Origin of the sequence: Halomonas huangheensis (assembly GCF_001431725.1) — a bacterium.
GTDB lineage: Bacteria > Pseudomonadota > Gammaproteobacteria > Pseudomonadales > Halomonadaceae > Halomonas > Halomonas huangheensis.
The window spans coordinates 3,468,302-3,493,716 of sequence record NZ_CP013106.1; the positions used below are offsets into that span (position 1 = coordinate 3,468,302).

The 25,415-nt window shown below is 58.2% G+C and carries 18 protein-coding genes; 6 read left to right on the forward strand and 12 right to left on the reverse strand.

The genetic code is table 11. From position 1 onward, the window contains the following. The 4 genes from AR456_RS15000 to AR456_RS15015 all read left to right on the forward strand — a co-directional run bounded on the left by AR456_RS15000 (window position 1) and on the right by AR456_RS15015 (window position 6,437). Complete coding sequence (locus tag AR456_RS15000) at window positions 1-2,097, forward strand: FUSC family protein (RefSeq protein ID WP_021818535.1); 2,097 nt, start codon at window positions 1-3, stop codon at window positions 2,095-2,097. Between the two features lie 42 nt (window positions 2,098-2,139). After that, a complete protein-coding gene (locus AR456_RS15005; protein WP_021818534.1) occupies window positions 2,140-3,027 on the forward strand; it encodes an AEC family transporter in 888 nt (295 codons plus the stop codon). Window positions 3,028-3,042: 15 nt separating this feature from the next. Then, complete coding sequence (locus tag AR456_RS15010; protein ID WP_236995514.1) at window positions 3,043-4,275, forward strand: PQQ-dependent sugar dehydrogenase; 1,233 nt, start codon at window positions 3,043-3,045, stop codon at window positions 4,273-4,275. Window positions 4,276-4,775: 500 nt separating this feature from the next. Continuing rightward, complete coding sequence (locus AR456_RS15015) at window positions 4,776-6,437, forward strand: BCCT family transporter (RefSeq protein WP_021818532.1); 1,662 nt, start codon at window positions 4,776-4,778, stop codon at window positions 6,435-6,437. Between the two features lie 280 nt (window positions 6,438-6,717). Here the strand turns inward: AR456_RS15015 and AR456_RS15020 are convergent, their stop codons facing one another. From AR456_RS15020 to dctP, 5 genes are all read right to left on the reverse strand, one after another. Next, a complete protein-coding gene (locus tag AR456_RS15020) occupies window positions 6,718-7,440 on the reverse strand; it encodes a 3'-5' exonuclease (protein ID WP_021818530.1) in 723 nt (240 codons plus the stop codon). Window positions 7,441-7,446: 6 nt separating this feature from the next. Beyond that, complete coding sequence (locus AR456_RS15025) at window positions 7,447-9,345, reverse strand: DUF294 nucleotidyltransferase-like domain-containing protein (RefSeq protein ID WP_021818529.1); 1,899 nt, start codon at window positions 9,343-9,345, stop codon at window positions 7,447-7,449. A 383-nt stretch (window positions 9,346-9,728) separates the two neighbouring features. Further along, window positions 9,729-10,130 (reverse strand): DUF4168 domain-containing protein, encoded by a 402-nt coding sequence (locus tag AR456_RS15030; RefSeq protein WP_021818528.1) that lies wholly within the window; start codon window positions 10,128-10,130, stop codon window positions 9,729-9,731. Between the two features lie 133 nt (window positions 10,131-10,263). Next, window positions 10,264-12,459 (reverse strand): TRAP transporter large permease subunit, encoded by a 2,196-nt coding sequence (locus tag AR456_RS15035; protein WP_021818527.1) that lies wholly within the window; start codon window positions 12,457-12,459, stop codon window positions 10,264-10,266. A gap of 148 nt (window positions 12,460-12,607) precedes the next feature. Beyond that, window positions 12,608-13,747: a TRAP transporter substrate-binding protein DctP gene (gene dctP, locus AR456_RS15040; protein ID WP_021818526.1), complete on the reverse strand. Its 1,140-nt coding sequence runs from the start codon at window positions 13,745-13,747 to the stop codon at window positions 12,608-12,610. A 525-nt stretch (window positions 13,748-14,272) separates the two neighbouring features. On the opposite strand from dctP, the gene AR456_RS15050 reads away from it, so the two are divergent. Then, window positions 14,273-15,166, forward strand: coding sequence for a DMT family transporter (locus AR456_RS15050; RefSeq protein WP_021818524.1), 894 nt, complete (start codon window positions 14,273-14,275; stop codon window positions 15,164-15,166). Window positions 15,167-15,235: 69 nt separating this feature from the next. Here AR456_RS15050 and AR456_RS15055 read toward each other — a convergent pair whose 3' ends face one another. The 7 genes from AR456_RS15055 to doeA all read right to left on the reverse strand — a co-directional run bounded on the left by AR456_RS15055 (window position 15,236) and on the right by doeA (window position 23,655). After that, on the reverse strand, window positions 15,236-16,189 hold the full coding sequence (locus AR456_RS15055) for a cyclodeaminase (protein ID WP_031207529.1): 954 nt from the start codon (window positions 16,187-16,189) through the stop codon (window positions 15,236-15,238). A gap of 91 nt (window positions 16,190-16,280) precedes the next feature. Then, window positions 16,281-17,294 (reverse strand): hydroxyectoine utilization dehydratase EutB, encoded by a 1,014-nt coding sequence (eutB, locus tag AR456_RS15060; RefSeq protein ID WP_021818522.1) that lies wholly within the window; start codon window positions 17,292-17,294, stop codon window positions 16,281-16,283. Between the two features lie 82 nt (window positions 17,295-17,376). Continuing rightward, on the reverse strand, window positions 17,377-18,786 hold the full coding sequence (locus tag AR456_RS15065; protein ID WP_021818521.1) for an aspartate aminotransferase family protein: 1,410 nt from the start codon (window positions 18,784-18,786) through the stop codon (window positions 17,377-17,379). Between the two features lie 101 nt (window positions 18,787-18,887). Continuing rightward, entirely contained in the window at window positions 18,888-20,357 is a 1,470-nt protein-coding gene (locus tag AR456_RS15070; protein ID WP_021818520.1) for an NAD-dependent succinate-semialdehyde dehydrogenase, read from the reverse strand. A 275-nt stretch (window positions 20,358-20,632) separates the two neighbouring features. Next, entirely contained in the window at window positions 20,633-21,109 is a 477-nt protein-coding gene (locus tag AR456_RS15075) for an Lrp/AsnC family transcriptional regulator (protein ID WP_021818519.1), read from the reverse strand. 163 nt (window positions 21,110-21,272) lie between these two features. Next, on the reverse strand, window positions 21,273-22,283 hold the full coding sequence (doeB, locus tag AR456_RS15080) for a N(2)-acetyl-L-2,4-diaminobutanoate deacetylase DoeB (RefSeq protein ID WP_021818518.1): 1,011 nt from the start codon (window positions 22,281-22,283) through the stop codon (window positions 21,273-21,275). Window positions 22,284-22,455: 172 nt separating this feature from the next. Further along, window positions 22,456-23,655 carry an ectoine hydrolase DoeA gene (gene doeA, locus AR456_RS15085; protein ID WP_021818517.1) on the reverse strand — a complete coding sequence of 400 codons (1,200 nt, stop codon included), beginning with the start codon at window positions 23,653-23,655 and terminating at the stop codon, window positions 22,456-22,458. Between the two features lie 330 nt (window positions 23,656-23,985). Here doeA and ehuR point away from each other — a divergent pair, with 330 nt between their 5' ends. After that, window positions 23,986-25,392 carry a MocR-like ectoine utilization transcription factor EhuR gene (gene ehuR, locus AR456_RS15090; protein ID WP_021818516.1) on the forward strand — a complete coding sequence of 469 codons (1,407 nt, stop codon included), beginning with the start codon at window positions 23,986-23,988 and terminating at the stop codon, window positions 25,390-25,392. The last annotated feature ends 23 nt before the right edge of the window (window positions 25,393-25,415 follow it).

Below are 25,415 nucleotides of genomic sequence, written 5' to 3' on the forward strand. Positions count from 1 at the left end.
ATGTCGCTCTGGTGGCAAGCCTATCTCACGCCCTCCTCCAGCGCGGTCAAGTTCGCCATCAAGGCAACACTGGCCATGCTGCTGGCGTTGTATATCGCACTCTGGTGCGACCTGGAGCGCCCCTATTGGGCGCTGATCTCGGCGGCCTTCCTGCAGATTCGCCCGATGAGTGGAATGGTCTTCGAGAAGGGACTGAGCCAGTTGCTGGGGACCGCGGTGGGTTGCCTGGTCGGAATCGCGATCATGGCCGCCTTTGTCCAGGCTCCCACCCTGGCGCTGGGCAGTCTGACGCTGTGGATCATGCTGTGCACCTATGCGGCCTCGGTGACTCGCAACAATGCCTCCTATGGCTGCGTGATGGGGGCGGTCACGGCGATGCTGATCGTGATCATTACCGCCAGTGCCCCGGATGGACTGTTCTCGGTCGCCGTGGCTCGGCTGTCGGAGCTGTCACTCGGCGCGATCTGCGCCACTCTGGTCAGCTCACTGTTGTGGCCGACCCAGGTTCGCGACCACCTTACCGGGCTGGCCGACGAGGTGGCCAGGAATGCCTTCCAGCACGCGGCACTGCGACTGAACAACACCACCGATGTCAGCGCCCTGCAGCAGACGCTGACCGATAGCCTCACGCCCCTGACACAACTCGAGACCGATAGCCAGGCAGCTCGCTATGAGGGCCCGGAAGGCCAGGGGCGCATCCGCGCCAGCCATGTTCTGACACGGCGCACTCTGCGCCTGATGGCAATTCTCTACGCCCTGCAGCAACTGCTGCGCTATCACGGTGACCGGCTGCCCGAACATATCCGCACCCTGACCGCAAACATTGCCGATGGCATGCAGCAATGTGCCGACGCCTCCAGCCTCCACGAGGCACGCGAGCGGCTCCATGACTTGCGCCACCAGTCGCTGGCCTGCCTGGATGAGCAGTCCTGTGAACAGGAAGACAGCGTCAATCCAGATGTCGCATTGCGCTTCCGCCTATTGATTGGCCTACGCGAAGCGCTGGGCCATGCACTGGTGATCATCGATGCGCGTGAGGCAATGCATACCCCATCGCAGCGGCACCTGAAGGCCCCATCACTGGCCTGGCACCGCGACCATCTCACCGCAGTGCTCAACGCTCTGCGCTCGGGGCTGATCTTTGCATTGCTGGCGAGCTTCTGGGTGTTGACCAGTTGGGATAACGGCCAGACCGCCATGCTGCTGGGCACGTTATTCTCGGCGATGTTTGCCACACGCGAAAACCCGGCCATGGTGGCGGCAATGTTCGGTCGTGGCATGTTGTTTGCCATTCCCAGTGCATTCTTGTTCGGCCATATCCTGCTGTCACAGGCACATGGCTTCGGCATGCTGGTACTGGCGTTCTTCCCACCGCTGTTTCTCGGCCTGTTGGGCGCCGGCAATCCCAGGCTCGCCGGTTATTGTCTCGGCTTCACCATCGGCAACATCCTGTTGACCATGCCCGGGAATGCCATGGATTTCGACTTCGATGGCTTCGCCAATCGTGCCATCGCCGTGATGATTGGCCTGTCGGTCGTGGTCATGGCCTTCCGCATGATTCCCGGCCTGCCAACCAGGCTACGCAAGTATCGCCTGGTAGCAGCCACCGTTCAGGATCTGCGTGAACAGGAAAACTATCCGCTGCACGAAGTGGAAACGCGTTTCAGTGGTAAAATGGCCGATAGGTTGCTGCAGTTGGCGCACCACGACCACCTGGTACCGGAAGATCGTCGTTACCTGTTTACCCTCGGCCTGACCGGCCTCGACCTGGGCCATGCCAGTATGCACCTGCGCCGCCGGCTGCAGGATGTCGGCGGCAATGACGTCGCCGAGGCGCGTCGTCAGTTGAGCCAGGCGCTGGCGGATGACTACGCCGCCAGCGCACGTGGCCAATGCCCGGAACGGGTCGCGGCATGCGGTGCCGAGTTGGTCGAGGCACTGCGCAATGATGCCGATGTTACTGCGCACCAGCGCCTACTGGTTTCGGGGCTGGTTGAACGCCTGTGGCTATCGCTACAACGCCAGGCAGAACGTTCGCGGACGGCCCGTAGCGACGCAGCCAATATCATCCAGCCGGATAACGCCACTACCGGGTAACGCCCCTGCCCTCTCAGCTCTGCACAGGGAGAACACACATATATGATTGCTGAACTGATTGCCGTCATGGCGCCGGTGGTGGCCGGTGCGGGCCTCGGGTTCATCTGGATTCGCCGTGGTATGGATTATCCGGTCGCCTTTGTGACACGGCTGGTCTTCAATATCGGTACCCCGGCATTGGTCATCGCCTCGCTCTCGGGCGCGGAAATCGATGCCTCCAGCTTCGGTCGTACCATGCTGGCCACCGCGCTGGTGCTGATAAGCATGGGGGCCGTATCCTTCGGCCTTGCCAAACTACTGCGCCGCGACTGGCGCGTGCTACTGGCCCCGACCATGTACCCCAATACCGGTAACATGGGCCTGCCGGTCGTGCTGTACGCCTTTGGCGAGGCCGGCTTCGCCTACGGTATCACCGTAATGGTCACGGTATCTCTGTTCCAGTTTACTCTTGGCACCATGCTGGCCAGCCGTGGCAATCCGCTGAAGTCGCTGATCAAGACCCCGACCGTCTACGCGATCCTGATCTCCATGGTGCTGCTGCTCACCGACACCGAATTGCCACTGTGGCTGGACAACAGTGTCGATCTGATCTCGGGCTTTACCGTGCCGCTGATGCTGATCACCCTTGGCGTCTCGCTGGCCAGCATTCAGGTCAGGAACCTGCGCTCCGGGATCAGTTTCAGCCTGATCCGCATTCCGGTAGCAGTAGGTGTTGCCTGGCTGATCGGACATTGGCTTGAACTGCCTGCGATGGCGCTGGCGGTACTGATGCTGCAGATGAGCATGCCGGTGGCGGTGTTCAACTACCTGTTCGCCCAGAAGGCACAGCGCGAACCGGCCTATGTCGCCAGTCTGGTATTCTGTTCGACTCTGCTGTCGCTTATCTACCTGCCCCTGCTGCTGGCATTCTTGATGAGCGGCAGAATCTGACGATACGCGAGGATCATGGCCATGCGACTGGTGCTGTCTCTCCAGGTACGTTCTCTCCAGGTACGTTCTCTCCGCACAACAATGACCCTGATCGGCATCGTGACTCTGGGGCTGTCCAGCATGGCTTGTGCTGCCAACGAAGAGGCTGACAGCGAAGAAACGGTGCTCAGCGAAGACTATCGTCTATCCATAGAAACCATCGAAGATGGATTGTCCCATCCCTGGTCGCTGGCATTTCTGCCAGATGAGCGAATGCTGATCAGCGAGCGAGGAGGCAGGTTGTTGTTGCTGGATTCCGGACAACCCGACTCAGCACAGTCCGATTCACTCCAGCCCGATTCTGTCCAACTGCGCCCACTGGCGGGTATGCCCCAGGTGTCAGCCAGAGGCCAGGGCGGGCTCTTCGATATCGCCCTCCACCCGAACTTCGGTGACGGCGAGCACGACTGGTTGTATTTCAGTTGGGCACGTCCGGGCAGCGACTCGAACCGCGATGCTACCGCCCTCTCGCGCATCTGGTTTGACGGCCAACAACTGGGCCGCATCGAACATCTGTTCATCCACAATCGACCAGCAGACTCCAGCCGCCATTATGGCGGGCGTCTGCTATGGCTCAGTGACAGCACACTGCTGATGTCGATTGGCGAGCGCGGTGAGCGTGATCGCGCCCAGCATACCCAGGATCATGCCGGCAGCCTGGTACGCCTGGACGAAGACGGCAACCTTCTGCCCGCAGCTGTTACTGGTGCCGCTGACGGTATCCATTCCATGGGACATCGCAACCCACAGGGTTTGGCGATGGCTGCCGATGGCACGCTGTGGTCCACGGAACATGGCCCGCGCACTGGCGATGAGCTCAACCTGATAACTGCCGGAGCCAATTATGGCTGGCCGGAGGTGAGCCTGGGGAGAGAATACGTAAGCTTTCTGCCGGTGGGTGACTCCAGTGCTCCCGGCATGCAGGACCCAGCACATGTCTTCGAGGGACGCTTCGCCCCCTCAGGTCTGGCCGTGGTTGCCAGCCCCCTATTCCCCGCATGGCAGGGCGATCTATTGGCTGGAGGCTTATCCAGCGAACAGCTGGTCCGCCTCGATATTGACGCTCAACGAGTCAAAGGCCAGGAAGTGTTGATTGATGGACAGGTCGGGCGCATTCGCGATGTTCGTCAGGGGCCGGATGGTGCTATTTATCTACTCACCGACGAGGATCCTGGCAAGCTGCTCCGCCTATTCCCCTCCGATATATGATGCGCGATGCCTGTCCTCGTCGCGACCTTTGGCTGTCTTGCCACGCCATTGCGATATCGTTGATTTCCAATTGAGTTTGAAGGTTCAACGTTCACTCATTAAGGTATAGCAACGTCTCGAGATCCACAGGTGATGTGATTGACCGGCAGGCTGAGTCCGCAGAACTTTTGAAATTTCATACCCTTGAGAAGGAACCTGCGCGCTTCGGCCAAGCCCCCAACTCGGAACAGACCCCATCACCATGTACAATAATTGCCTGGAACAACAACAATCAGCATCTCTCGTGAGGCTGGCACACACAATCGTCGTTGATGCCACCACTGGAAAGTCAGCATCCAACTACCACAATAAAGGAGCCACTTACACCGAGTCGACCACGCAAGAATCTGTGGAAGTGCTGCTTGATGGCGGCCATCAATAACAGGGAACACCTGTCATCAATCAGATCTTCCCGGACGGACACTCAATCACGACCTAATCGAAACGCAAGGGAGATCTTCATGGATAAGAATGCGCCCCAGGATAGTCCCTCCGCTTCGGAGGGTGTACCGGCTCCAGATGGGCCGGCCAATCTAATCGATACCGACTACGTCATCGGCCAGGACAATATTTCCGCCAAGCCGTTCGGCCTTGACGTTGACCTGCATGGCAAGGTTTTTGCGGTTTCCTCTCTAACCATTCTGGTCTTCGTGATTCTGACACTGGCCCTGCAGGACCAGGCTGAACCCTTCTTCAACAGCATCTTCAGTTGGTTGACCGGTAACCTTTCCTGGGTATTCCTGCTGGGTGGGAATATCTTCGTACTGGTATGCCTGGGTATCGTTCTTTCACCGCTGGGCAAAGTGCGTATCGGCGGCGCTGAGGCCAACCCCGATTTCAGCTATGCCGGCTGGTTCGCGATGTTGTTCGCAGCAGGCATGGGTATCGGCTTGATGTTCTACGGTGTGTCCGAGCCGATGACTCACTTCTCCACGGCGCTCGGCGGCACGACCATGGGCGAAGATGGCATTCGTACCGACTGGGCGCCACTGGGAGGTGCCGCTGGGGATGAGCAGGCAGCCATGTCTCTGGGTATGGCAGCAACCATCTTCCATTGGGGCCTACATCCCTGGGCAGCGTACGCCATTGTTGGCCTGTCACTGGCAATCTTTGCCTACAACAAGGGGCTGCCGCTGACCATGCGCTCGGTGTTCTACCCGGTTCTGGGTGAACGTATCTGGGGCTGGCCGGGCCATGTCATCGACATCCTTGCGGTGTTCGCTACTCTTTTCGGTCTGTCCACCTCACTGGGGCTGGGTGCATCTCAGGCCGCAGCAGGTCTCAACTACCTGTTCGATGTCCCCAACGACAACATGACCATGGTATTGCTGATCTGCGGTATCACCGCCATTGCACTGTGCTCAGTCGTCGCGGGTGTCGAGAAGGGTGTGCAACGTCTATCGCAGGTCAACATGGTATTGGCATTCCTGCTGCTGATATTCGTGATCTTCGTCGGCCCGACTCTGGCGATCGCCACCGGGTTCTTCCAGAACCTGTTCAGTTACGCCAAGGAACTGCCGGCACTTTCCAACCCCTTCGGTCGTGAAGATGCCAACTTCAGCCAGGGCTGGACAGCCTTCTACTGGGCCTGGTGGATCTCCTGGTCACCGTTCGTCGGCATGTTCATTGCGCGTGTCAGCCGTGGCCGCACCGTACGCGAGTTCCTGATTGCTGTACTGCTGGTTCCGACGCTGGTATCCGTGCTGTGGATGACCGCCTTCGGCGGCACCGCGATCGACCAGTTCATCTCCAACAGCTTTACCGGTGTCCAGGATGCTGCGCTCGAACTTAAATTGTTCGCGATGCTGGGTGAACTACCGCTGGCCAGTATCACCTCGTTCATCGGTATCGTGCTGGTGATCGTGTTCTTCGTGACCTCCTCGGACTCCGGCTCGTTGGTTATCGACTCCATCACCGCCGGCGGCAAGGTTGATGCACCCAAGCCACAGCGCATCTTCTGGGCGATCATCGAAGGCGCCATCGCTATTGCCCTGCTGCTGGGTGGCGGTCTGACAGCGCTTCAGGCGGCCTCGGTCTCGACCGGCCTGCCGTTCACCATCGTCCTGCTGGTGGCTTGCTATGCCATCGTCAAGGCGCTGATGAGTGAACCGAAGGCGGTATAAAGGCCAACTCGGTACGAAAAACCCACAGGCATCGGCCTGTGGGTTTTTTTATGTCGGCAAACAGAGGGAAGAGGGAAGAGGGAAGAGGGAAGAGGGAAGAGGGAAGAGGGAAGAGGGAAGAGGGAAGAGGGAAGAGGGAAGAGGGAAGAGGGAAGATATAGGCTAACAGCTGTAAGCAACCCCATAGCCGCGAGCACACTATCCCCAAACGGAATCTCTGAGCTTTTCCTGCGAGCCACAAGATGGCACTGGGCAGCTCGATGCCCGTGGCTGGGGGCCATCAACTCCACAGCATCCCGATGGGTGTCTCCGGGGCATAGTTACTGGCCACCTGTGCCTGCAACAGTTCCGCGGTTGCCAGCGCATCGGTAAGTGCGTGGTGGCCGTGATAATGCGGCAGGCCATAACGGATGCGGCTGTCATGCAGGCGAATCGAGGCGGGTGGACGGCCCGACCAGCGCCTCAGCCGCGCCAGCCAGGATTGGCGATGGATGCGAGCCTCCAGAGACATGGTGTCAATCACTGGAAAGCTGAGTGTTTCCTGCCAGGCCTTACGCGAGGCGGTATCCAGAAAGGCACGCTCGATATGTCGGTAATGCACCACCAACAAGTGCCCCGACAGCGCCTTGAACACTTCGTCCAGCACCTCTTCGATACGAGGAGCTCCCTCGATATCCGCATGAGTAATGCGGTGGAAAGTCACCGATTTTGCACTCAGGGAGCGACGTGGACGCACCACCCAATAGCGACGTTCTGAAACCCGTATACGCGATAACGAGAAGGGAACAATACCGATCGATACTATCTCGTCGCGTCGGGGGTCAAGGCCTGTAGTTTCCAGATCCAGCGCCATCAGTGGCGCCTCGGCAACCGGTAGAATCGGTGAGAGATCGGCACCGGCAAAGAAATCCTCCAGCGCACCGACCTGAGTCTGCTGACGCCGTTGAACGAGATAGTCGTGCCAATCGGTAGCCGAACGCGTCTTCGGGCGAATCAACGGCATGGCATGCTACCTCTGGCTGAGCGGATAGCGAAATTTGAGAAATTTCTGGGCGTTGCTCAATGCCTGGAAAGCATCCTTGAGGTGGTGTCGCTCGCTCCTCGAGACATTCTCCGGTTCGATGTTGTTGTCCGGCACCTGCTCATGCTCGAGGTCGATGACCTGATGGCGGATGCGCGACATCGACAGAAATTCCATGGCATAGCGCAGTTTGTCACTGACACCCGGTGCCAATAATTGCGTACGATCGATATCGTCGAGTCGCTCGAAAGTGTTCTGGGCACGTGAACCGCAAGCCATGGCATGGATACGAATCAGGTCAACCATCGGCGCAGTACCTCGGCGCTTGAGGTTGATCGAATTGTTGTGCTTGCCGTCCTTCTCCATCACGAAGGTACGGAAGAACCCTAGAGGAGGGGTGCGACCAAGAGCATTACGAGCCATCGCAGACAAGAAGCGCTTGTGCTGGGGAGCCACCTCCGCCACCAGATCCTGCAACTCCTCGACCAGAGAATTATCGCCATAGACGGCGTCCAGGTCGAAGAAGATCGAACTGCGCAGCAGCCCCTCGGGCGATGGCTGTTCAATCCAGTCATGGAAATACTTCTTCCACACCGCCAGCGGCTGACGCCAGAGCGGATTGGTGGCCATGATATCGCCCTTGCAGTAGCTGTACCCGCAGGTTGCCAGTCCATCACTGACCCGCCTGGCCAGTTCGAGGAAGTATTCGTCGTGCGCGGCAGGATCAAAACGATCCGACAGCACCAGCGCATTATCCTGGTCGGTGACAATACTCTGCTCGTTGCGCGCCATCGACCCCAGCGCCATGAAGCAGTACGGCACGGGCGGTGGCCCCAACTCTTCCTCGGCCAGTTCGAGCAGGCGTCGAGTAAAGCTGCGCCCAATGGTCGACAGTGCCTTGCCGATCATTTGCGAATCGGCACCATCCTGGACCATGCGTACGAAGGCAGCCTGCACATCCGGCGCCATGCGTGCCAGACACTCGGCGGAAGGTTGGTCGAAGATGCTGTTGACCAGATAAAGACTACTCTGGGTTTCGTGACGAATGATGTCGGAGAGGTGCACGATACCTACTGGAGCACGACGGTGCATCACGGGTAGATGATGAATGTTGTTGCGTAACATGCAGAGCATGGCTTCCTGCACAGACTCATCCGACTGTACCGCGATGAGCCGGCGGCGTACTACCTCCTTGACCAGGGTACTCGGAGACAAACCTTCCCCTACCACACGCTTGCGAAAGTCCGTATCAGTGAGGATACCGATGATCTGCCAGACCTTGCCCTCACTGTCCTTGATGCTGTAGCGCGGCTGGTCGCCCGGCTCATCAAGTACCAGCACCGCCGATGCCTGAAATTCAGTAAGCTGCTGGGCCGCCTGCTGCACCGTGGCATTGGCCTCGATCATCACCGGATAACGGTTGACCAGCTTGCGCACCCGCGTCGCCATCATATCGTTGTCGCGTCGCTGCCCCTCGAAAGTGGACTCGAGACGCGGACGCTCCACCTCAACGAAGTCAGAGAAGGAGTCGCTTTCATCACAGAGCTTCTGGAACATCGGCTCGGAAATGAAATAGATCAGCGTGTCTTCCATGGCACGAGCAGGAAAGCGAACCTTGTTGTGACGCATCAAGCTGAAGTGACCGAAGATGTCTCCTTCGCCCAGCAGGTTGTAGAGTTCGCCATTGCGGCGTGTTACCTCTACGGCACCGCTGCGGATGTAACAGAGATCCGTCTGCATCGCATCGAGTTCGAGAATCATCGAGTCAGCCTTGAAGTAGCTGACCTCTACATGGCTGGCGACCTCGTCGAGCAACTCCTCGGACAGGGTATCAAATGGGGCAAAGCGCCCCAGGTGCTGGCCAATTTCCAGCAGCTCCGCTTCCATGGTCATCCTCCACGCGGCAGATCATCCCGATGGGCATCCACAAGCCCTGATACAGCAGTCTGGGGGCACCACTGTCTGGTGTAAAGTGCGGTAAGCGCCGAGCTACGAGCTGTTCAATGCGAAACCGGGAGCACCGTGCTGTTTACCTGGCTGCGTCATCAGAGGACGGGGGCAAGGTTCGAACACTGCGTGTTCATAGCCCAACGCTCGTCGTTGCGGGTTCCGCTGCTCCAACGGGGGTACTTACAGCTTGAAGCTGACGGCTCAAGCGGCTCGCCGCTCTTGCATACAAAAACCCCCACTGCCCTGAGGACAGTGGGGGGTCGCTGCAAAGCCACCGAGCCGCCGAGGAGTCACGGCTCAGCTGCCCTACTCCTGGGTGATCAGGACTGCGCCATCTCCTGAACACGTTTCATCATCTCAGGGTCCTGTTGGACTGCCTGACCAATAGCATTGAAGGTTTCCACTTCAAGGCCGCTGTTGCGTACAGCATCAACCATCTTTTCGTTGGCCTCGACGCGTACTTCCTGCTGAGCTTCCTGACCATCTGCTTCCTGCAGACGAGTCGTGTAATCCTGAGAAATCGTAGCGATCTCCTTGGATGCATCGGCGAACTTCTGCAGATCACCGTCAGAGAAGTTCTGTGCCTGTACAGGCGCCTCTGCACCAGCACCCGCACCAGCGCCGGTAGCCGGAGCGGTGGCTGCGTCCTGGGCATGAGCGGTAGCGCTCATCAGGCCAGCGGACAGAAGTGCGGCAGAAAGCAGAGCGGTGAATCGTTGCATGAATCCTCCTTGGGATCAGTTCCTGGTTTATCGATCACTCGCCACTTGTGACGGCATGAATTCTGATCCGTTCAATGGAATCGTGTTACGGATTGTAAGAAAAACGTCTCCATTTGGAGACGCTTCAATGCCTTCAACCATAGGCCAGATTGGGTAGCCAGGTGACCAGTACCGGAAACAGGATCACCAGCACCAACCCCAGCGCCTGCAACGCGAGGAACGGGATCGAAGAGCGAAAAATCTGTGCCATTGTAATGGATGGCGGACAAACGCCCTTGATATAGAACAGCGCATAGCCGAACGGTGGACTCAGAAAGGACATCTGCATGTTGACCAGATAAATGACCCCGAACCACAGAGACACATCCTCCGGCGCCACCCCTGGCAGGCCCCATACTCCGCTGAACTCCAGCCCCTGGATCAAGGGAACGAAAATCGGTACGGCCAACAGCAGAATTCCCACCCAATCGAGGAACATCCCCAGTGCGATCAGCAACAGCATCATCAACGCCAGTACCGCATATGGGCCAAGCCCTGCACCGGAGATCAGCTCCTGCACGAAGGTCTGTCCGCCCTGCAGGATGTAGAAACCGACGAAAATACTGGCGCCGAAGATAATCCACATGACCATTGCCGTGGCCACCAGGGTGGTCATGCAGGCGGCGTGCAGGTTGGGCCATGTCAGTCGACGATGCAGTGCCGCCACAATCAACGCACCGAAGGTCCCGATGCCCGCGGCTTCCACGGGTGTCGCCACACCGGTAAAGATGATTCCCAGCACCAGGATCACCAACACGATGGGCGCCAGCATATTACGTAGCAGACGTAATTTCTCGGTCGTTGACACTCGATCCTCGACAGGCATTGGTGGTGCCATGCGAGGATTGAAAGTACCTCTCAACCAGCAATAAAGTGCGTACATCCCCGCCAGCATCAACCCTGGAAGCAGGGAGCCGAGATACAGTTCCCCCACCGATTGCTGGGCAATAACACCGTAGATAATGGCCAGAATCGAGGGTGGAATCAGAATGCCGAGCGTCCCACCAGCCATGATCGAGCCGATGGCAATCTCGGGGTTATAGTTGCGCCGGAGCATTGCCGGCAATGCAATCAACCCCATGGTCACTACCGCAGCTCCAATCACCCCCACCATGGCCGCCAATAGTGTCGAGGCGATAATAGTGGCGATGGCCAGGCCAGCCTTGAGTCCCCCCATCCACTTGTAGACGGCATCAAACAGCTCCTCGATGATTCCCGCCTTCTCGAGTACCGATGCCATGAAGATGAACAGCGGAATAGCCGACAGTTGGTAGTTGGTCATCATCGGGAAGATGCGCGACGGCATCAGGTTGAGCATATTCTGGCCACCGACCAGATACAGGAACAGTACACCCAGCCCACCAGTGACAAAGGCCAACGGCAACCCAGCGACCAATACAACCATCAAAGTGCCGAACATCAGCAGGGTTAGAGAACCGATCCCGACGCGCTCCAGACTGTACTCGATGCTCAGTGCAAGACTGTCGTAGTCGGTGGTCACGATATTGACGATCTCGAACGCCATCCAGACGGCAAGTAGTACCGCCATCCCCACCATCAGCGAAGAAAAACCACGACTGCCGTCATGCTGACGACGAAAGTGCAGATAACTCTGAAAGTCGCGGATCAGTTGCGCCAGCCCCTGCAATAACAACAACAATGCACCCAGGAACAGCATGAACTTCACTGGGTAGTACTGTATCGCCCACTCAGTGAAGGAGACTTCGTTGGCGTAACTGGCGCCAAACAACCATTTATCGCTGACCGACTGAGAGAAGAACAACCAACCACTGGCCAACAACGCCAGGGTAAACAACAGGAAGAAGATCGAGGTGGCAAGATCCAGAGCTGCGCGATTCACTGGCCTGGCACGCTGATAGAGGATATCGACCCGCACATGCCCGCCCTCGCGCAGCGCATAGGCACCTGCCAGCAGGTACTGCATACCGAACATCAGCGTCATCGACTCATGCGCCCAATTGGTAGGCGAATTGAAGGCGTAACGCAGCACCACTTCGTAGGTGAATATGAAGGGAGCGATCAGCGACCAATAGGCCACATAACGTCCGAAAAAACCCGATATCCGATCAATAACGGAGGTCAGCACATTACCGGGCGGCCGGTAGTCAGCCTCACTTGAGCCCCCCGGGACCTCAGTGGTATCCCCCCCACTGACCGTAGCGCCGCGACGGAAACTTCGGTCCACCAGTAGCATGACCAAAAGCGGCAGGAGTGCCAGCACCAACCAGTACATCCAGTGCGGCAGAATGAAATTGATCTGCAGGTTCATTGGCTCACCTCCGCTACACGCGTCGTGGCCCAGCAGCTCTCAGGCCGTTGACATCGTGCAACGAACATCCATGAAACAAGGCAAGCCGGTCGGCGCTACCGACCGGCCCGTTGGCTATCAGTTCCCGGGTTCAGTAGATACCGATTCATCAGGCATTGAGTTCGTAGCCCTGGATATCTTCCTCGGTCACTAGCGCCACTGCCGGATCCAGCATGGTGTTGAGGTGAGCCCGGAACAGCTTTGAAGCATCCTCGTCCTTGTTGGCCCACTCAAACCACAGAGGTATCGCCGCTTCACGGAATCGCTCCGCATCATTCTCCGAGAGATGGATGATTTCAACGCCCTTCTCTCGATACTTGGGCCAGGCCTCAGCGTTGGCCTTCTGGATCGCCGCGTAGTGGGTACGGGAATAAGCTGCCACCAGGTCGTGCATCAGATCCTGGACCTGGGTCGACATTCGCTCGAAAGCACGACGGTTAACCGAGATATCCATGAGATCGACGGCCTGGTGTAAACAGGGTGTCGAAGGTGGGCCCATGATGATGTAGTCAGTCACCTGCCAGAATCCCAGCTCAAAGTTGACTGCCGCACCGGTGTAATCTGCAGCATCGATGGTGCCCTTCTCAAGCGCCGGATAAACCTCGGAACCGGGCAGCAGAGTAGTGCGAGCACCGATCTTGGCAAAAGTCTCGGCGACAATGCCGCCAGGCATGCGAATCTTGACGCCTTCGAAATCATCGAAGCTGCGCAGAGGCACCTTGGAGTGGATCAGGTTGAGATCATGGTGCACATAGCCAAGTAGCTCTTGCCCCTGCTTGCGATAGAGATCCTTGGCGATGCCGAACCCTCCGTAGGCACCGAACATCATGTCCCATTGATGCGGCACCGACAGTCCCATGGGATAGGCAGTGAGAAATACTCCCGCGGGCATCTTGCCGGGCCAATACACGGTGAACCAGTTCTGCCCATCGAGTACACCATTGCGCACCGCATCGGCGACTTCAAAATCCCCTGCTACGGCTCCAGCCGGGAAGGGCTCGATGCTGACCTCACCGCTGGTCGCTTCGACAATGCCATTGGCCCATTCCTCGAAAATACGATACCCCGTAGTTCCCGGTTGCCACGATGACTGCATGCGGATGCGAATACCTTGCTGGGCCTGGGCATTGACCACCCAGGGAGCAGCCACAGCGGCCGCGGAGCCAATAGCGGCTGCCTTGAGAAAGCGCCGGCGTCCTGTCTCGTTCTTGCGGGGTGCCTCACTGGTATTGTTGTCTGTTGTTGTCATGACGGAACTCCTGATGGGATCAAGTAGGTACGAAAGCCGCCTGCCCTGATTGGCCTTTCGCACAACTTCTGCACAGCTTCTGCACAAACATGGAACGGGAGTCTTCCCGCTTCCGGGTTTCTTGTTGTTGTCCGTCCCTGCCCTGAGTCACGTCAGCACACATCCACCCAACGCCATACTCAGGCTGCCAGTCGTCCCTGAACGGAACACCACATATCTGTTGGTGCGGAAAACCAGCGCTGACCACCATGCGGTGTTGCCCTTTGAAAGCTAGCGAATAGCCCCCTACCTTCAACGCCATAATTCAACGTTCGCTATATCGAGCATTGGTCAGACCAACAGATAAATGATCACCCGACCTCACCATTGCTGCGCTCGTTACGGTATGACCAATTTTAATTAACCACGCCTACTACGACCAAAGCACGACACCAGGATTACCGATAATCGTCATCAACAGGCTATCCTCCAGTGCGCTCTTGCTGCTGGAGAGCACCACATACACACCATGATTCGGAGATCTGGATGACAGTGGAACGTCAGTGGCCAGCCTTGCTTATGCCGATACTCTTTGTGCTGCTGTGGAGTACCGGTTTCATCGGTGCTCGTTTTGGTCTGCCCTACGCGGAACCCTTCACCTTTCTGGTGATCCGTTTCGTACTGACACTACTGTTGCTGATACCGCTGGTAGGGTTGATGCGCGACGCCTGGCCCGCCGGACGCAAGCTCTGGGGACATGCCGCGATATCCGGCTGTCTTGTGCATGGCATCTATCTGAGCGGCGTGTTCTATGCCATCGATCTCGGCATGCCGGCGGGATTGGGGGCACTACTGGTGGGATTGCAGCCGCTGGTGACGGCGATACTGGCTGGACCTCTGCTGGGTGAGCAGCTCAACAAGGCACAATGGGCCGGGCTGGTGTTGGGTCTCGTGGGCATCAGTCTGGTGCTTGGTGGCAAGCTCGATCCCACATCCTTGCAGTTCGATGGTTTTGGCTGGCCGGCCCTGGTCTGTATTGGCGCCGCCCTGCTGGGTATATCCTGCGGTACTCTGTATCAGAAGCGCTACTGCACGGGCATGCCGCTACTCGGTGGCACCGTTGTGCAGTACCTGGGAGCTCTGGCGGTAACCGGAGTGGGTAGTCTGGCGTTGGAGCAACGCCAGATCGAATGGAACACGACCTTTATTCTGACCCTGGCGTGGCTGGTACTGGTGCTGTCGATCGCCGCCATTCTGCTGTTGATGACGCTGATCAAGAATGGCGCAGCATCCCGCGTGGCCAGCCTGTTCTACCTTGTACCGCCAGTGACCGCACTGGAAGCCTGGTGGTTGTTCGACGAACAACTTCCCAGCCTATCGTTGCTGGGCATGGCGATCGCCATAGCCGGGGTGGCATTGGTAGTGAGAAGCCGTCAATAAGCGACTACGGACATCGTAGCTCGTAGCTCGTAGCTCGTAGCTCGTAGCTCGTAGCTCGTAGCTCGTAGCTCAATTCTGCTCCTGTTCCAGCCTGGCTAACGCAAATCCGGCAATGGCGGTGTCCTGTACCCCCGTTCCAGTAAGGTCGCAGACGGTAATGTCGCTCCGGTCCTTACGCACTTGCTTGCCTTCGGCAATGACCTGTCCCAGCTCGATGACCTCAAACGGTACGTTGCGTCCGGCGAAGGCCTTGAGCTCACCGTTACTCTCGCTCTGGGCGCGGGTATCGCAGACAAACACGTCGGCACCGGTCATCACGCTTTCATCCAGCTCACGCTTCTCGGGGCTATCCGAGCCCATAGCAGTGACGTGAACACCATCAGGCAGGTCATCACCGTTCAGAATCGGGGTCTGTGAAGGCGTGGTGGTAATGATGATATCGGCCTGCCGACAGGCGAGGCTGGCACTATCGTGAACATTGACCTCAAGACCTTTGGCGCGCACCGGAATAGCCCAGGTCTCGGCCGCATCGCGTCGCCGGGCCCAGACATCCACCACCCTGATATCACGAACCAACTGCAGCGCCTCAATCTGCTTCGTCGCCTGCTCGCCAGCACCCAGCACCGTGACCCGGTGGCTATCCTCGCGCGACAGATGTTTGGCAGCAATAGCGCCAGCCAGCGCGGTACGCACCATGGTCAGATAACCCTCATCGAAGAGCACAGCGTCGACCAGCCCGGTCTTCGCCGAGAACACCATCATCAGACCATTGAGGCTAGGCAAGCCGATCTTCGGGTTGTCGAAGAACCCTGGGCTGACCTTGATCGCAAAACGGCTATTGCCGCGAATATGCGCCGTCTTGACGTCGACCTCGCCATTGGACTCCTCGATGGTCATCGATAGAATAGGTGGCTGCACTACCGTGCCACGCCCCAACGCTGCGAAGCCCTCCTCAACGGCCTCCAGAGCGGCGACGTCGATCTTGACTACCTCGGTGATTCGATCACGTTGAAAAAGCTGCATCCCTGAACCTCTCCCATTGTCGAAGCGGCCACCCAGCGCCACGCTGCATGGCAATGAACTCAACTCAAGTGACTTCCAACGCGCCACCAACTCATAAATCAGTGGCCAGCTGACGGGCCCGGTCAAAGGTTTCCAGTGCCACCCCATTACCGGAGATCACCAACGCGATACGCTGGCCGCGAATATCGATGGCATGCTCGGTAATCGCCGCAAGCCCAACGACCGCGGCTCCTTCCACCAGAATCTTTTCATGTTGCAACATATTGACCATGGCCTCGGCAATCGCCTTTTCCGAAACCTGGTAGTGATCATCCATGACCTCGCGTACCAGAGCGAAGGTGCAGTGATTATCCAGGCCAATGCCACCACCCAGAGAGTCGCCAAGACTCTCGACCTCGTCCACCGCCACCGGTTTGCCGGCTTCGAGACTCTCGAACATGGCGGCACCGGCCGACAGGCTAACGCCTGTGACCTGCAACTGCGGACGAATGCTCTTGAGTGCCGCACCTACCCCGCCCAGCAACCCTCCACCGGAAAGACCGATGAAGACGCGATCGAGTTCGGGCTGATCCTCAAGCAATTCGATACCGATGGTGCCTTGTCCTGCTGCTATCAAGGCATCGTCGAACGGCGGTATCAATGTCATGCCTTCTTCGTTCACCAATCTTGCAGCTTCCTCGAAGGCTTCATCCTGGCTCACGCCGACACGTTTCACCGTGGCTCCCAGTGCTTCGATGGCGGCTACCTTGTTGTCCGGCACCAGTCGCGAAACACAGATCACCGCCGGAACTCCCAGACGTGAGGCTGCATAAGCCACAGCTCGCCCATGGTTGCCGGTGGACGCCGTAGTGACCCCTGCCGCCAGAGCTTGCTGGCCACGCTGCTCGATCAGCGCCGCAATCATGTTGGTGGCGCCGCGCAGTTTGAAAGCCCCGGTTGGCTGGAGGGTTTCGAGCTTGAGATGGATATCCGCGTCGAAACGCTCACTGAGCACCTGCGAGCGAATCAACGGTGTACGACACACCTGGCCTTCGATGCGGCGTCTCGCACGGTAGATCTGAGCCAGGCTGACGCCATGACCCGGTGTTGTGTCTTGTGCAGTCATTCACGCGTCCTTCGTTGGCTCGACACACAAATCAGCACGCAAAAAGGCCGCCCTCTATTGCGGGCGGCCTGGCACGTCATGCTCAAGCAGTCTGCAGAACGCCTTCGCGAACCAGCTCGTCGGTTACCTTGTTCACCGCGCGCTCGGTGCGAGCCACAATCTCGTCGATATCATCACGCGTCGCAATCAGCGGCGGCGCGAAGCCGAGAATGTCGCCCTGCGGCATGGCACGTGCGATCAGGTTTTCCTCCAGCGCGGCAGCGGCGATACGCGGGCCAACCTTGAGGCTCGGATCGAAGCTGCTGCGAGCGGATGGGTCTGCCGAAAATTCCAGCGCCGCCAGCATACCTACACCACGTGCGTCACCCACGATCGGATGGTCACCGAAGGCCTGCTGCATACGCTGCTGCAGGTAAGCACCAGTATCGGCAGCATTCTGGGTCAGGTTCTCGCGCTCGATGATCGCCAGGTTCGCGAGACCAGCGGCACAACCCAGCGCATGGCCGGAATAGGTCCAGCCGTGACCGATCGGACCCAGTTCACCAGTACCCTGCTCCAGCACCTTCCACACACGATCACCAACGATAACGCCAGACAGCGGCTGATAGGCGCTGGTCAGGCCCTTGGCGACGGTGATCAGGTCCGGCTTGATGTCGTACTTGTGGCTACCGAAGTTGGAACCGATACGCCCGAAGCCACACACCACCTCATCGGCAATCAACAGTATGTCGTACTTGTTGAGCACCGCCTGGATAGCAGCCCAATAGCCTTCCGGCGGCGCGACGATACCACCAGTACCCAGCACCGGCTCACCGATAAACGCTGCTACGGTATCCGGACCTTCAGCGAGGATCATTTCCTCGAGCTTCTCGGCACACCAGGCAGAGAACTCACGCTCACTCATCCCCTGCTGCTCAGCAGCGCGTTGGTAGTAATGAGGCGCTTCGGTGTGCAGCACACCAGCCATCGGCAGATCAAACTGGTCGTGGAACGCCTTGAGGCCGGTCAGTGAACCTGTCGCCAGGCCAGAACCATGGTAGCCACGCTGGCGTGAGATGACCTTCTTCTTCTGCGGACGGCCCAGCACGTTGTTGTAGTAACGCACCAGCTTGAGCTGTGTCTCGTTGGCATCGCTACCGCCGAGCCCGTAGTAGACCTTCGACATGCCCGGGCCCGCGAGTTCAAGAATCTTCTCGGACAGTGCAATCTGCGGCTCGTTGGAATGGCCAACATAGGTATGGTAGTAAGCCATTTCCAGCGCCTGCTGATAGATGGCCTCGGCCACCTCGGTACGGCCATAGCCGATATTCACACAGTACAGACCGGCGAAACCATCAATGAACTCGCGACCATCCTTGTCGACGATGTTGATGCCCTTGCCACCGGTGATTACGCGGCCCGCCGCATCGCCATGAGCAAAGTCACGCAGGTGAGTGGAGGCATGGAAGGTAACCTTGCGGTCACGATCAATCAGTTCCTGATGGGTAGTCATACTTGATTCCTTTTTTCCTAGCTCCCCGGCTACCTGCCGGGGAAATCATTGGATCAATACGGCATTCAGACGCCGCCGTGCAATACTGTGAATTGGTTCTATCAACTACCGGACACAGAGCCCATGGCACCAAGGCAGTAGTACTTGGTCGACAGGTATTCATCGATTCCCATCGCACCGCCCTCACGGCCCAGCCCGGACTGTTTGACCCCCCCGAAGGGCACAGGGGGACCAGTCATCTTCACCGAATTGACCGATACCATGCCGAAATCCAGCGCACGCATCAGTTTCCAGATGCGACGGATATCATGGGTATAGATATAAGCGGCCAGGCCATACTCGGTATCATTTGCCATGGCGATGACTTCATCGTCATCACGATATGCCGTTATTCCGGCTACCGGCGCAAAGTTTTCTTCACGCCACACTTTCATCTGCGACGTTACACCGGTCAGTAGCACCGGCATGAAGAAGTTCTCACCCGGAGCATCAGACTGATCACCAGCCACCAGAGTTGCGCCACGAGACACTGCGTCATCAACAATGGACAGCGCGCCTTCGACAGCACGACGATGAATCAATGGCCCGAGATCAACCTCACTCTCCATGCCATCACCCACTGTCAGCGCCGCCATGCGCTCAGCAAAGTGCGCGACAAACTCGTCGTGAATCGATTCGTGTACCAATATGCGGTTAGCCGCAAGACAGTCCTGACCTGCCGTCTGGAACTTGGCCGCCACGGCTGCCAGAGCGGCCTCGCGCGGATCCATATCCGGCCCGACGATGAAGGGAGCGTTGCCGCCCAATTCCATCGACATGCGCTTGACGGTATGCGCGCACTGCTCGATCAGAATGCGACCCACCCTGGTGGAACCAGTGAAGGACACCGCCTTGATACGATCATCATCACAAAGCTGACGCGACAGCGGCGCCGACTCGCCCAACACCACATTGAAGATGCCCGCAGGAATTCCAGCACGCTCGGCCAGCTCCGCCAGCGCAAGCGCCGAAAACGGCGTTTCGTGAGCAGGCTTGACGATCACCGGGCAACCGGCTGCCAGCGCAGCCGCCGCCTTGCGGGTGATCATCGCCAGCGGGAAGTTCCAGGGCGTCACCAGCAGCGCGATGCCGACCGGCTCCTTGATGGTGCCCAGAGCCGCATTAGGGATATGGCTGGGAATCGTCTCGCCATAGGTACGCTTGCCTTCCTCGGCAAACCAGCGCACGAAGCTGGCACCATACTCGACCTCGCCACGGGAATCCGGCAGCGGCTTGCCCTGCTCGAGAGTCATGATGGTGGCGAGGTCCTCACGATGCTGCTGGATCAGGTCATACCAGGCGAGCAGACGCTCGGCACGCTCATCGGCACGCAGCGCACGCCAGTTGGCAAAGGCATCCTCAGCGGCATCGACACAAGCACTGATCTGACGCGACTCGAGCAACGGAATATGGCCAATGACCTCGCCATTGGCTGGATTGACCACCGCCTCTTCACGGCCTTCGTCACCGCTGGTCCACTTACCGCCGATGTAGGCATACTGACGAAACAGTCGCGGATCACCTAGTTTCATGACGCTACCTCCCCCTGAGCGGCTGTCGTGGCAATACAACAAGCCCCAACAGCAAAAAATGTGGCATCCATGGCCCGTGGCCATTCGATGCCCCCATGGTAAGGGAGGTGCGTCCTCAGGACTTTTTGAACCCAGGCCGATCAAATATGGTTTTTTTTGTCGCCAGCAGAGAAATGTCGGTTTTTTCTGCGCTTGAGCCATCGGAGGAGCGTCACGCGCGGAAGAGCCCCGGAAAACCACGCGCACAAGGAAATCAATCCGTGGTAGAGAGCGACTCAGAATGCCATAGCGTCACCGTCAAAGCCTGGACTGGGACGCTTGACGGTCTTGGTCACGATATAGGTGAAATAGCGCTCAATACCGATATCTGACGTCAACCAGGCATCAATCAGGCGTTGGTAGGCATCTATCGATTCGGACTCGACCTTGATCAGGTAGTCCACACCCCCACCCACTGCAACGCACTCGGTCACCGCCGCGGTGTCCTGCACCAATTTCTCGAAGCGCTGGAAACTTTCGGCATTGTGCTGCTTCAGCTCGATCTGGACCCAAACCGGTGTTTTCGGCACCAGCACTCGGGCATTGATCTGCGCCGAATAGCCCTCGATGATACCGGCCTTTTCCAGCCGACGTACGCGCTCCCAGCAGGGACTGACAGACAGGTTGATGGATTCCGCCAAACGGGACTTGGTAATGCGCCCATCACGCGACAGGATCGAGAGTATCTTCAGGTCGTAACGGTCAAGTTTCATGTGCAGCTTTGCAGTTGTCGGGTCAAACCGCCCCGGCGCGTGGCACGGGGCGGACACGAATCGGGCGCGGGTAGTGCAGGCCTCCTCCGTTTCGATGATGTTGCTACCTTCAGCGGTGTTGCTACCTTCAGCGGTGTTGCTACCTTCAGCTTAGGCAACAAACTCAGGACAGGGCGTCGACAACCTCTGCAATCACGGCAATGGTATCGCCCATGTTGACCTGTGCCGGGAAGCGACGCGCGGCAAGGATGCCATCACGCTGAGCACGATATTCGATGGGCTCTGCACCACTGCGAGTCATGTCATAGACCCGTGCAATGATGTCCCCCTCGCGGACCTCATCTCCCAGCGAGAGAGTGAGTTCCAGCAGGCCAGTGTGCTCGCTCTGCACATAGCAGCTGGCATCCGGCATATCGAGATAGATCTGCTCGGCCGGCATCTCGACTTCACCATCCTTGAGTCCATAATGGATCAAGAAGTTGTCGATACCGCGCTCGGTGATCGCCAGACTCTGCGGTGTCGAGGTGCCACCGCCACCCAGCTCGGTGGCGACGAATATCTTGCCCTGACTCTCCACCGCAGTATCGAACAGCGCCGCCGCATCGAGTTCAAACATCACCATGGCATAGGGTGCACCGAAGGCCTTGGCGCCTTCCAGTGCAGCACGTTGTTGATCGGCATTATCCAGAACGTGTGATGCTCCAAACGGGATAATATCCAGCGTGCGTCCCCCGGAGTGCAGGTCGAGTACCACATCAACCATCGGCACCAACTCACGGGTGAAGTAGTCAGCGATCTTCTCTGTCACGCTGCCATCCGGGTCACCGGGGAAGCTGCGATTGAGGTTGCCGCCGTCCATCGGCGAAGTGCGGCGCCCAACCTGAGCCGCAGGAGTATTCATCATCGGTACGATGATCACTCGACCATGCACATCCTCAGCCTTGAGCGAGCAGGAGAGTTTCTGCAGCGCGGTAATTCCCTCGTATTCATCACCATGATTGCCGCCGGTGATCAGTGCTGTAGGCCCCTCGCCATTGGCGACTACCGTGACCGGAATCATCACCGCACCCCAGGCCGACTCATCATTGGAGATCGGCAGTTTGAGAAAACCGTGCTGTACGCCCTGGGCATCAAAATCGACGGTGGCGGAAATGGGGCTCTTGCGCTTGCTCATGATTTCTCCTGCACAAATGGCGCCCTGCCGGTTACGCAAGGCGCCGTATCCACGAATCACACTCAGGAACAGTCTGAATAACTGCCTACGCAGGCAAATCACGCTGTCGCGTGGTGCTTCACTCTGCCTGGCGACCTCTTCAGATCGTCACTGGCGTATCTACAGGTGTAGGCTATTTGACGAACAACTGACGCGGGAAATTGGCCAGCGACTCGGCACCATTCTCGGTGATCAGAATGCTCTCGGTAATTTCCAGCCCCCAATCGTCCATCCACATCCCCGGCATGAAATGGAAGGTCATGCCGGGCTCAAGAATGGTCTCGTCCGAAGGACGCAGGCTCATGGTGCGCTCGCCCCAGTCCGGAGGATAGCTGATACCGATCGGATAACCACAGCGCGCACCGCCACGGTCAAAGCCGTACTTGTCCATCGCCGCGCCAAGCGCCATGGCGATATCGGCAGTGCGATTGCCTGGGCGCGCCACAGCCAGGCCATTCTCGATGCCTTCAAGAAGCGCCGACTCGCCGCGGACGAAATCCTTCGGCGGCGTACCGAGAAATACGGTGCGCGACAGCGGGCAGTGATAACGCTTGTAGCAGCCGGCAATCTCGAAGAATGTCCCTTCTCCCAGGCGGAAGGGCTCATCATCCCAGGTCAGGTGTGGAGCCGCGGCATCACTACCGGTCGGCAGCAGCGGTACGATGGCCGGGTAATCCCCACCGTGCACCTTGCCCTTCTCGTCGGTCCAGCCCTCGATGCCGACGCGATAGATTTCCGATACCAGCCGCGATTTGGGTAGCCCCGGCTCGATCACTTCGAGAATGCGCGTGTGCATGCCCTCAACGATACGTGCCGCCACGCGCATATATTCAATTTCACGCGGCGACTTGATGGCACGACACCAATTTACCAACGAGTTGGCATCCTGGAAGCGCGCATGTGGCAGTTCCTTGACCAGACTCTGCCACGCCTTGGCCGAGAAATAGTAATTGTCCATTTCCAGCCCAACCACACCGTCGGTCCAGCCTCGATCCGGCATGATCGACTGAGCCAGATACTCCATCGGGTGCATGTCCGGATTCTGGACATAATAGTCAGGGTAGTAGGTGATATTGTCGGGATTCATCCAGCAGGTGCGCAGCGCACCATTGCTGTCCTGACGCCGGCCATACCATACCGGCTCACCTTCCAGCCCCAGCAATACACATTGGTGTACGTAGAACGACCAACCGTCATAGCCCGTCAACCAGGCCATATTGGAAGGATCGCTGATGATCATCACGTCAATGCCACGCACGGCCATATCGGCACGCACCTTCTGCAGGCGCTGTGCGTATTCCTCACGAGTGAACGGCAGTGAAACCTGAATCATGAAACCACTCGCCCTACAAAGACATCACCGAAACCCGGGCAAGTTCCGGAACCAGTAAATCCCCCGGACCATACGCCCCAGCGCCATCCAGCAACTGATCGGTACGTCCAGGTTATTCACTCACGGTCCCACCAGCCCGGCACTATTCTTATATCCCTACGGCCTGCCTCGACACCGCAGACATCATCTGCTTCTGGTCTCTTTTCTGGCATATTGCGACAGCAAATGTCATGATTTATCGTGTCGCTTGATCATGACAATGTCTTAACAATGTCGTTGTGGTGATACTAGCACCACAACCATGATTTCGGTCAAAGGGTTTATTGAGTCATGACAATTGACCTGACACGTTACCTCGACGATAGCCAACCAAAGTACCTGGCGATCGCTCGAGCCCTATCGCGCGCGATACGTGCCGGAGAGCTGACGCCAGGCACTCGCCTGCCGCCACACCGCACGCTGGCGGAGCTCCTCGGCGTCAGTGTCCAGACCGTCTCACGTGCCTATGCTCAAGCAGAGAAAATGGGCCTGGTGCGCTCCCGAGTCGGTAGTGGTACCTGGATCAATGTACTGGATGACTCACGTGAATCTGCCTACCTGCGCAATGGCGAGCTTCGTGATGCGGACCAGTTGATCGACATGTCGATTGCACATCCTGTATGTCCAGCGGATCATCACGACCGGTTTCGGCGCACTCTAATGCAGATCGCCGAGCATTCTCACCCGGATATTGTCACTGCCAGTCGGCCCATTGCAGGACTTGTTCACCATCGCGAACGTGCCAACGCCTGGCTGACCAGTCAGCTATGTATGCCCGGCGACATCGATGACCGTATTCTCTGCAACGGTGCTGCGCATGGCTTGATGCTCGCTATCTCCAGTGTGGTCCAGCATGGAGATCTGGTACTCACCGAGGCCCTCACCGATCACGGCCTGATCGCCCTGTCACGAACTCTCGGCTTCCAGCTTCGTGGGGTTCCGGTCGATGAACTGGGCGTCATGCCCGATGCGCTGGATGCGGCCTGCCATCGCTTCAAGCCACGCGCTGTGTGTCTGACCCCCACCCAGCTCAATCCCACTGGCGCGACCATGGATGCTACCCGGCGTGATGAAATCGCCGCGGTTCTCGAGCGTCATGGTGTATGGCTGATAGAAGATGATGTGCATGCGCTTCTCGAGTCCCCGGGCCTGATGCCGATCAGCGCGCGTATCCCCCACCAGGGCTTTCATGTCACCAGCCTGACCAAGGTCACCGTCCCGGGACTGCGCACGGGATACGTCACCGTGCCGCGCGGACAATTGCATCACACCCTGCCACGCCTGCGTGCCACCTGCTGGATGGCACCTCCGTTGATGTTCGAGATTGCCGACCGTTGGATCGAGGATGGTACCGTCAATGAACTGGCGCTCATTCAGCGCCAACTGCTCGCAGAGCGCCAACAGCTGGCAGCAGGAATCCTGCGTGCCCATCCACTGGAATCACGACCGACCAGCCTGCACGTCTGGCTAACGCTGCCCAATGCCTGGCGAGCCGAAGAACTTCAGCAATTGACGGAACAGGAAGGGTTGGCCATCACCACCGCCAGTCCGTTCATGGTCGAGCAGACGCCGCCGCCGCGACGGATACGTCTGAGCCTCGGTGCGGAGCCTGATATCCGGCGGCTCGAGGAAGGATTGCAACGGCTGGCAGAGTTGTTGGAGGATTCACCTCCGCCCATGATGCAGATTGTCTACTGACAACAGCCCCAATGCGAGATGGA

Excerpts from the sequence above, each read along its gene's own strand:
- AR456_RS15000 (WP_021818535.1), top strand. The coding sequence starts at position 1 with ATGTCGCTCTGGTGGCAAGCCTATCTCACGCCCTCCTCCAGCGCGGTC.
- AR456_RS15005 (WP_021818534.1), top strand. The coding sequence starts at position 2,140 with ATGATTGCTGAACTGATTGCCGTCATGGCGCCGGTGGTGGCCGGTGCG.
- AR456_RS15010 (WP_236995514.1), top strand. The coding sequence starts at position 3,043 with ATGGCCATGCGACTGGTGCTGTCTCTCCAGGTACGTTCTCTCCAGGTA.
- AR456_RS15015 (WP_021818532.1), top strand. The coding sequence starts at position 4,776 with ATGGATAAGAATGCGCCCCAGGATAGTCCCTCCGCTTCGGAGGGTGTA.
- AR456_RS15020 (WP_021818530.1), bottom strand. The coding sequence starts at position 7,440 with ATGCCGTTGATTCGCCCGAAGACGCGTTCGGCTACCGATTGGCACGAC.
- AR456_RS15025 (WP_021818529.1), bottom strand. The coding sequence starts at position 9,345 with ATGGAAGCGGAGCTGCTGGAAATTGGCCAGCACCTGGGGCGCTTTGCC.
- AR456_RS15030 (WP_021818528.1), bottom strand. The coding sequence starts at position 10,130 with ATGCAACGATTCACCGCTCTGCTTTCTGCCGCACTTCTGTCCGCTGGC.
- AR456_RS15035 (WP_021818527.1), bottom strand. The coding sequence starts at position 12,459 with ATGAACCTGCAGATCAATTTCATTCTGCCGCACTGGATGTACTGGTTG.
- dctP (WP_021818526.1), bottom strand. The coding sequence starts at position 13,747 with ATGACAACAACAGACAACAATACCAGTGAGGCACCCCGCAAGAACGAG.
- AR456_RS15050 (WP_021818524.1), top strand. The coding sequence starts at position 14,273 with ATGACAGTGGAACGTCAGTGGCCAGCCTTGCTTATGCCGATACTCTTT.
- AR456_RS15055 (WP_031207529.1), bottom strand. The coding sequence starts at position 16,189 with ATGCAGCTTTTTCAACGTGATCGAATCACCGAGGTAGTCAAGATCGAC.
- eutB (WP_021818522.1), bottom strand. The coding sequence starts at position 17,294 with ATGACTGCACAAGACACAACACCGGGTCATGGCGTCAGCCTGGCTCAG.
- AR456_RS15065 (WP_021818521.1), bottom strand. The coding sequence starts at position 18,786 with ATGACTACCCATCAGGAACTGATTGATCGTGACCGCAAGGTTACCTTC.
- AR456_RS15070 (WP_021818520.1), bottom strand. The coding sequence starts at position 20,357 with ATGAAACTAGGTGATCCGCGACTGTTTCGTCAGTATGCCTACATCGGC.
- AR456_RS15075 (WP_021818519.1), bottom strand. The coding sequence starts at position 21,109 with ATGAAACTTGACCGTTACGACCTGAAGATACTCTCGATCCTGTCGCGT.
- doeB (WP_021818518.1), bottom strand. The coding sequence starts at position 22,283 with ATGAGCAAGCGCAAGAGCCCCATTTCCGCCACCGTCGATTTTGATGCC.
- doeA (WP_021818517.1), bottom strand. The coding sequence starts at position 23,655 with ATGATTCAGGTTTCACTGCCGTTCACTCGTGAGGAATACGCACAGCGC.
- ehuR (WP_021818516.1), top strand. The coding sequence starts at position 23,986 with ATGACAATTGACCTGACACGTTACCTCGACGATAGCCAACCAAAGTAC.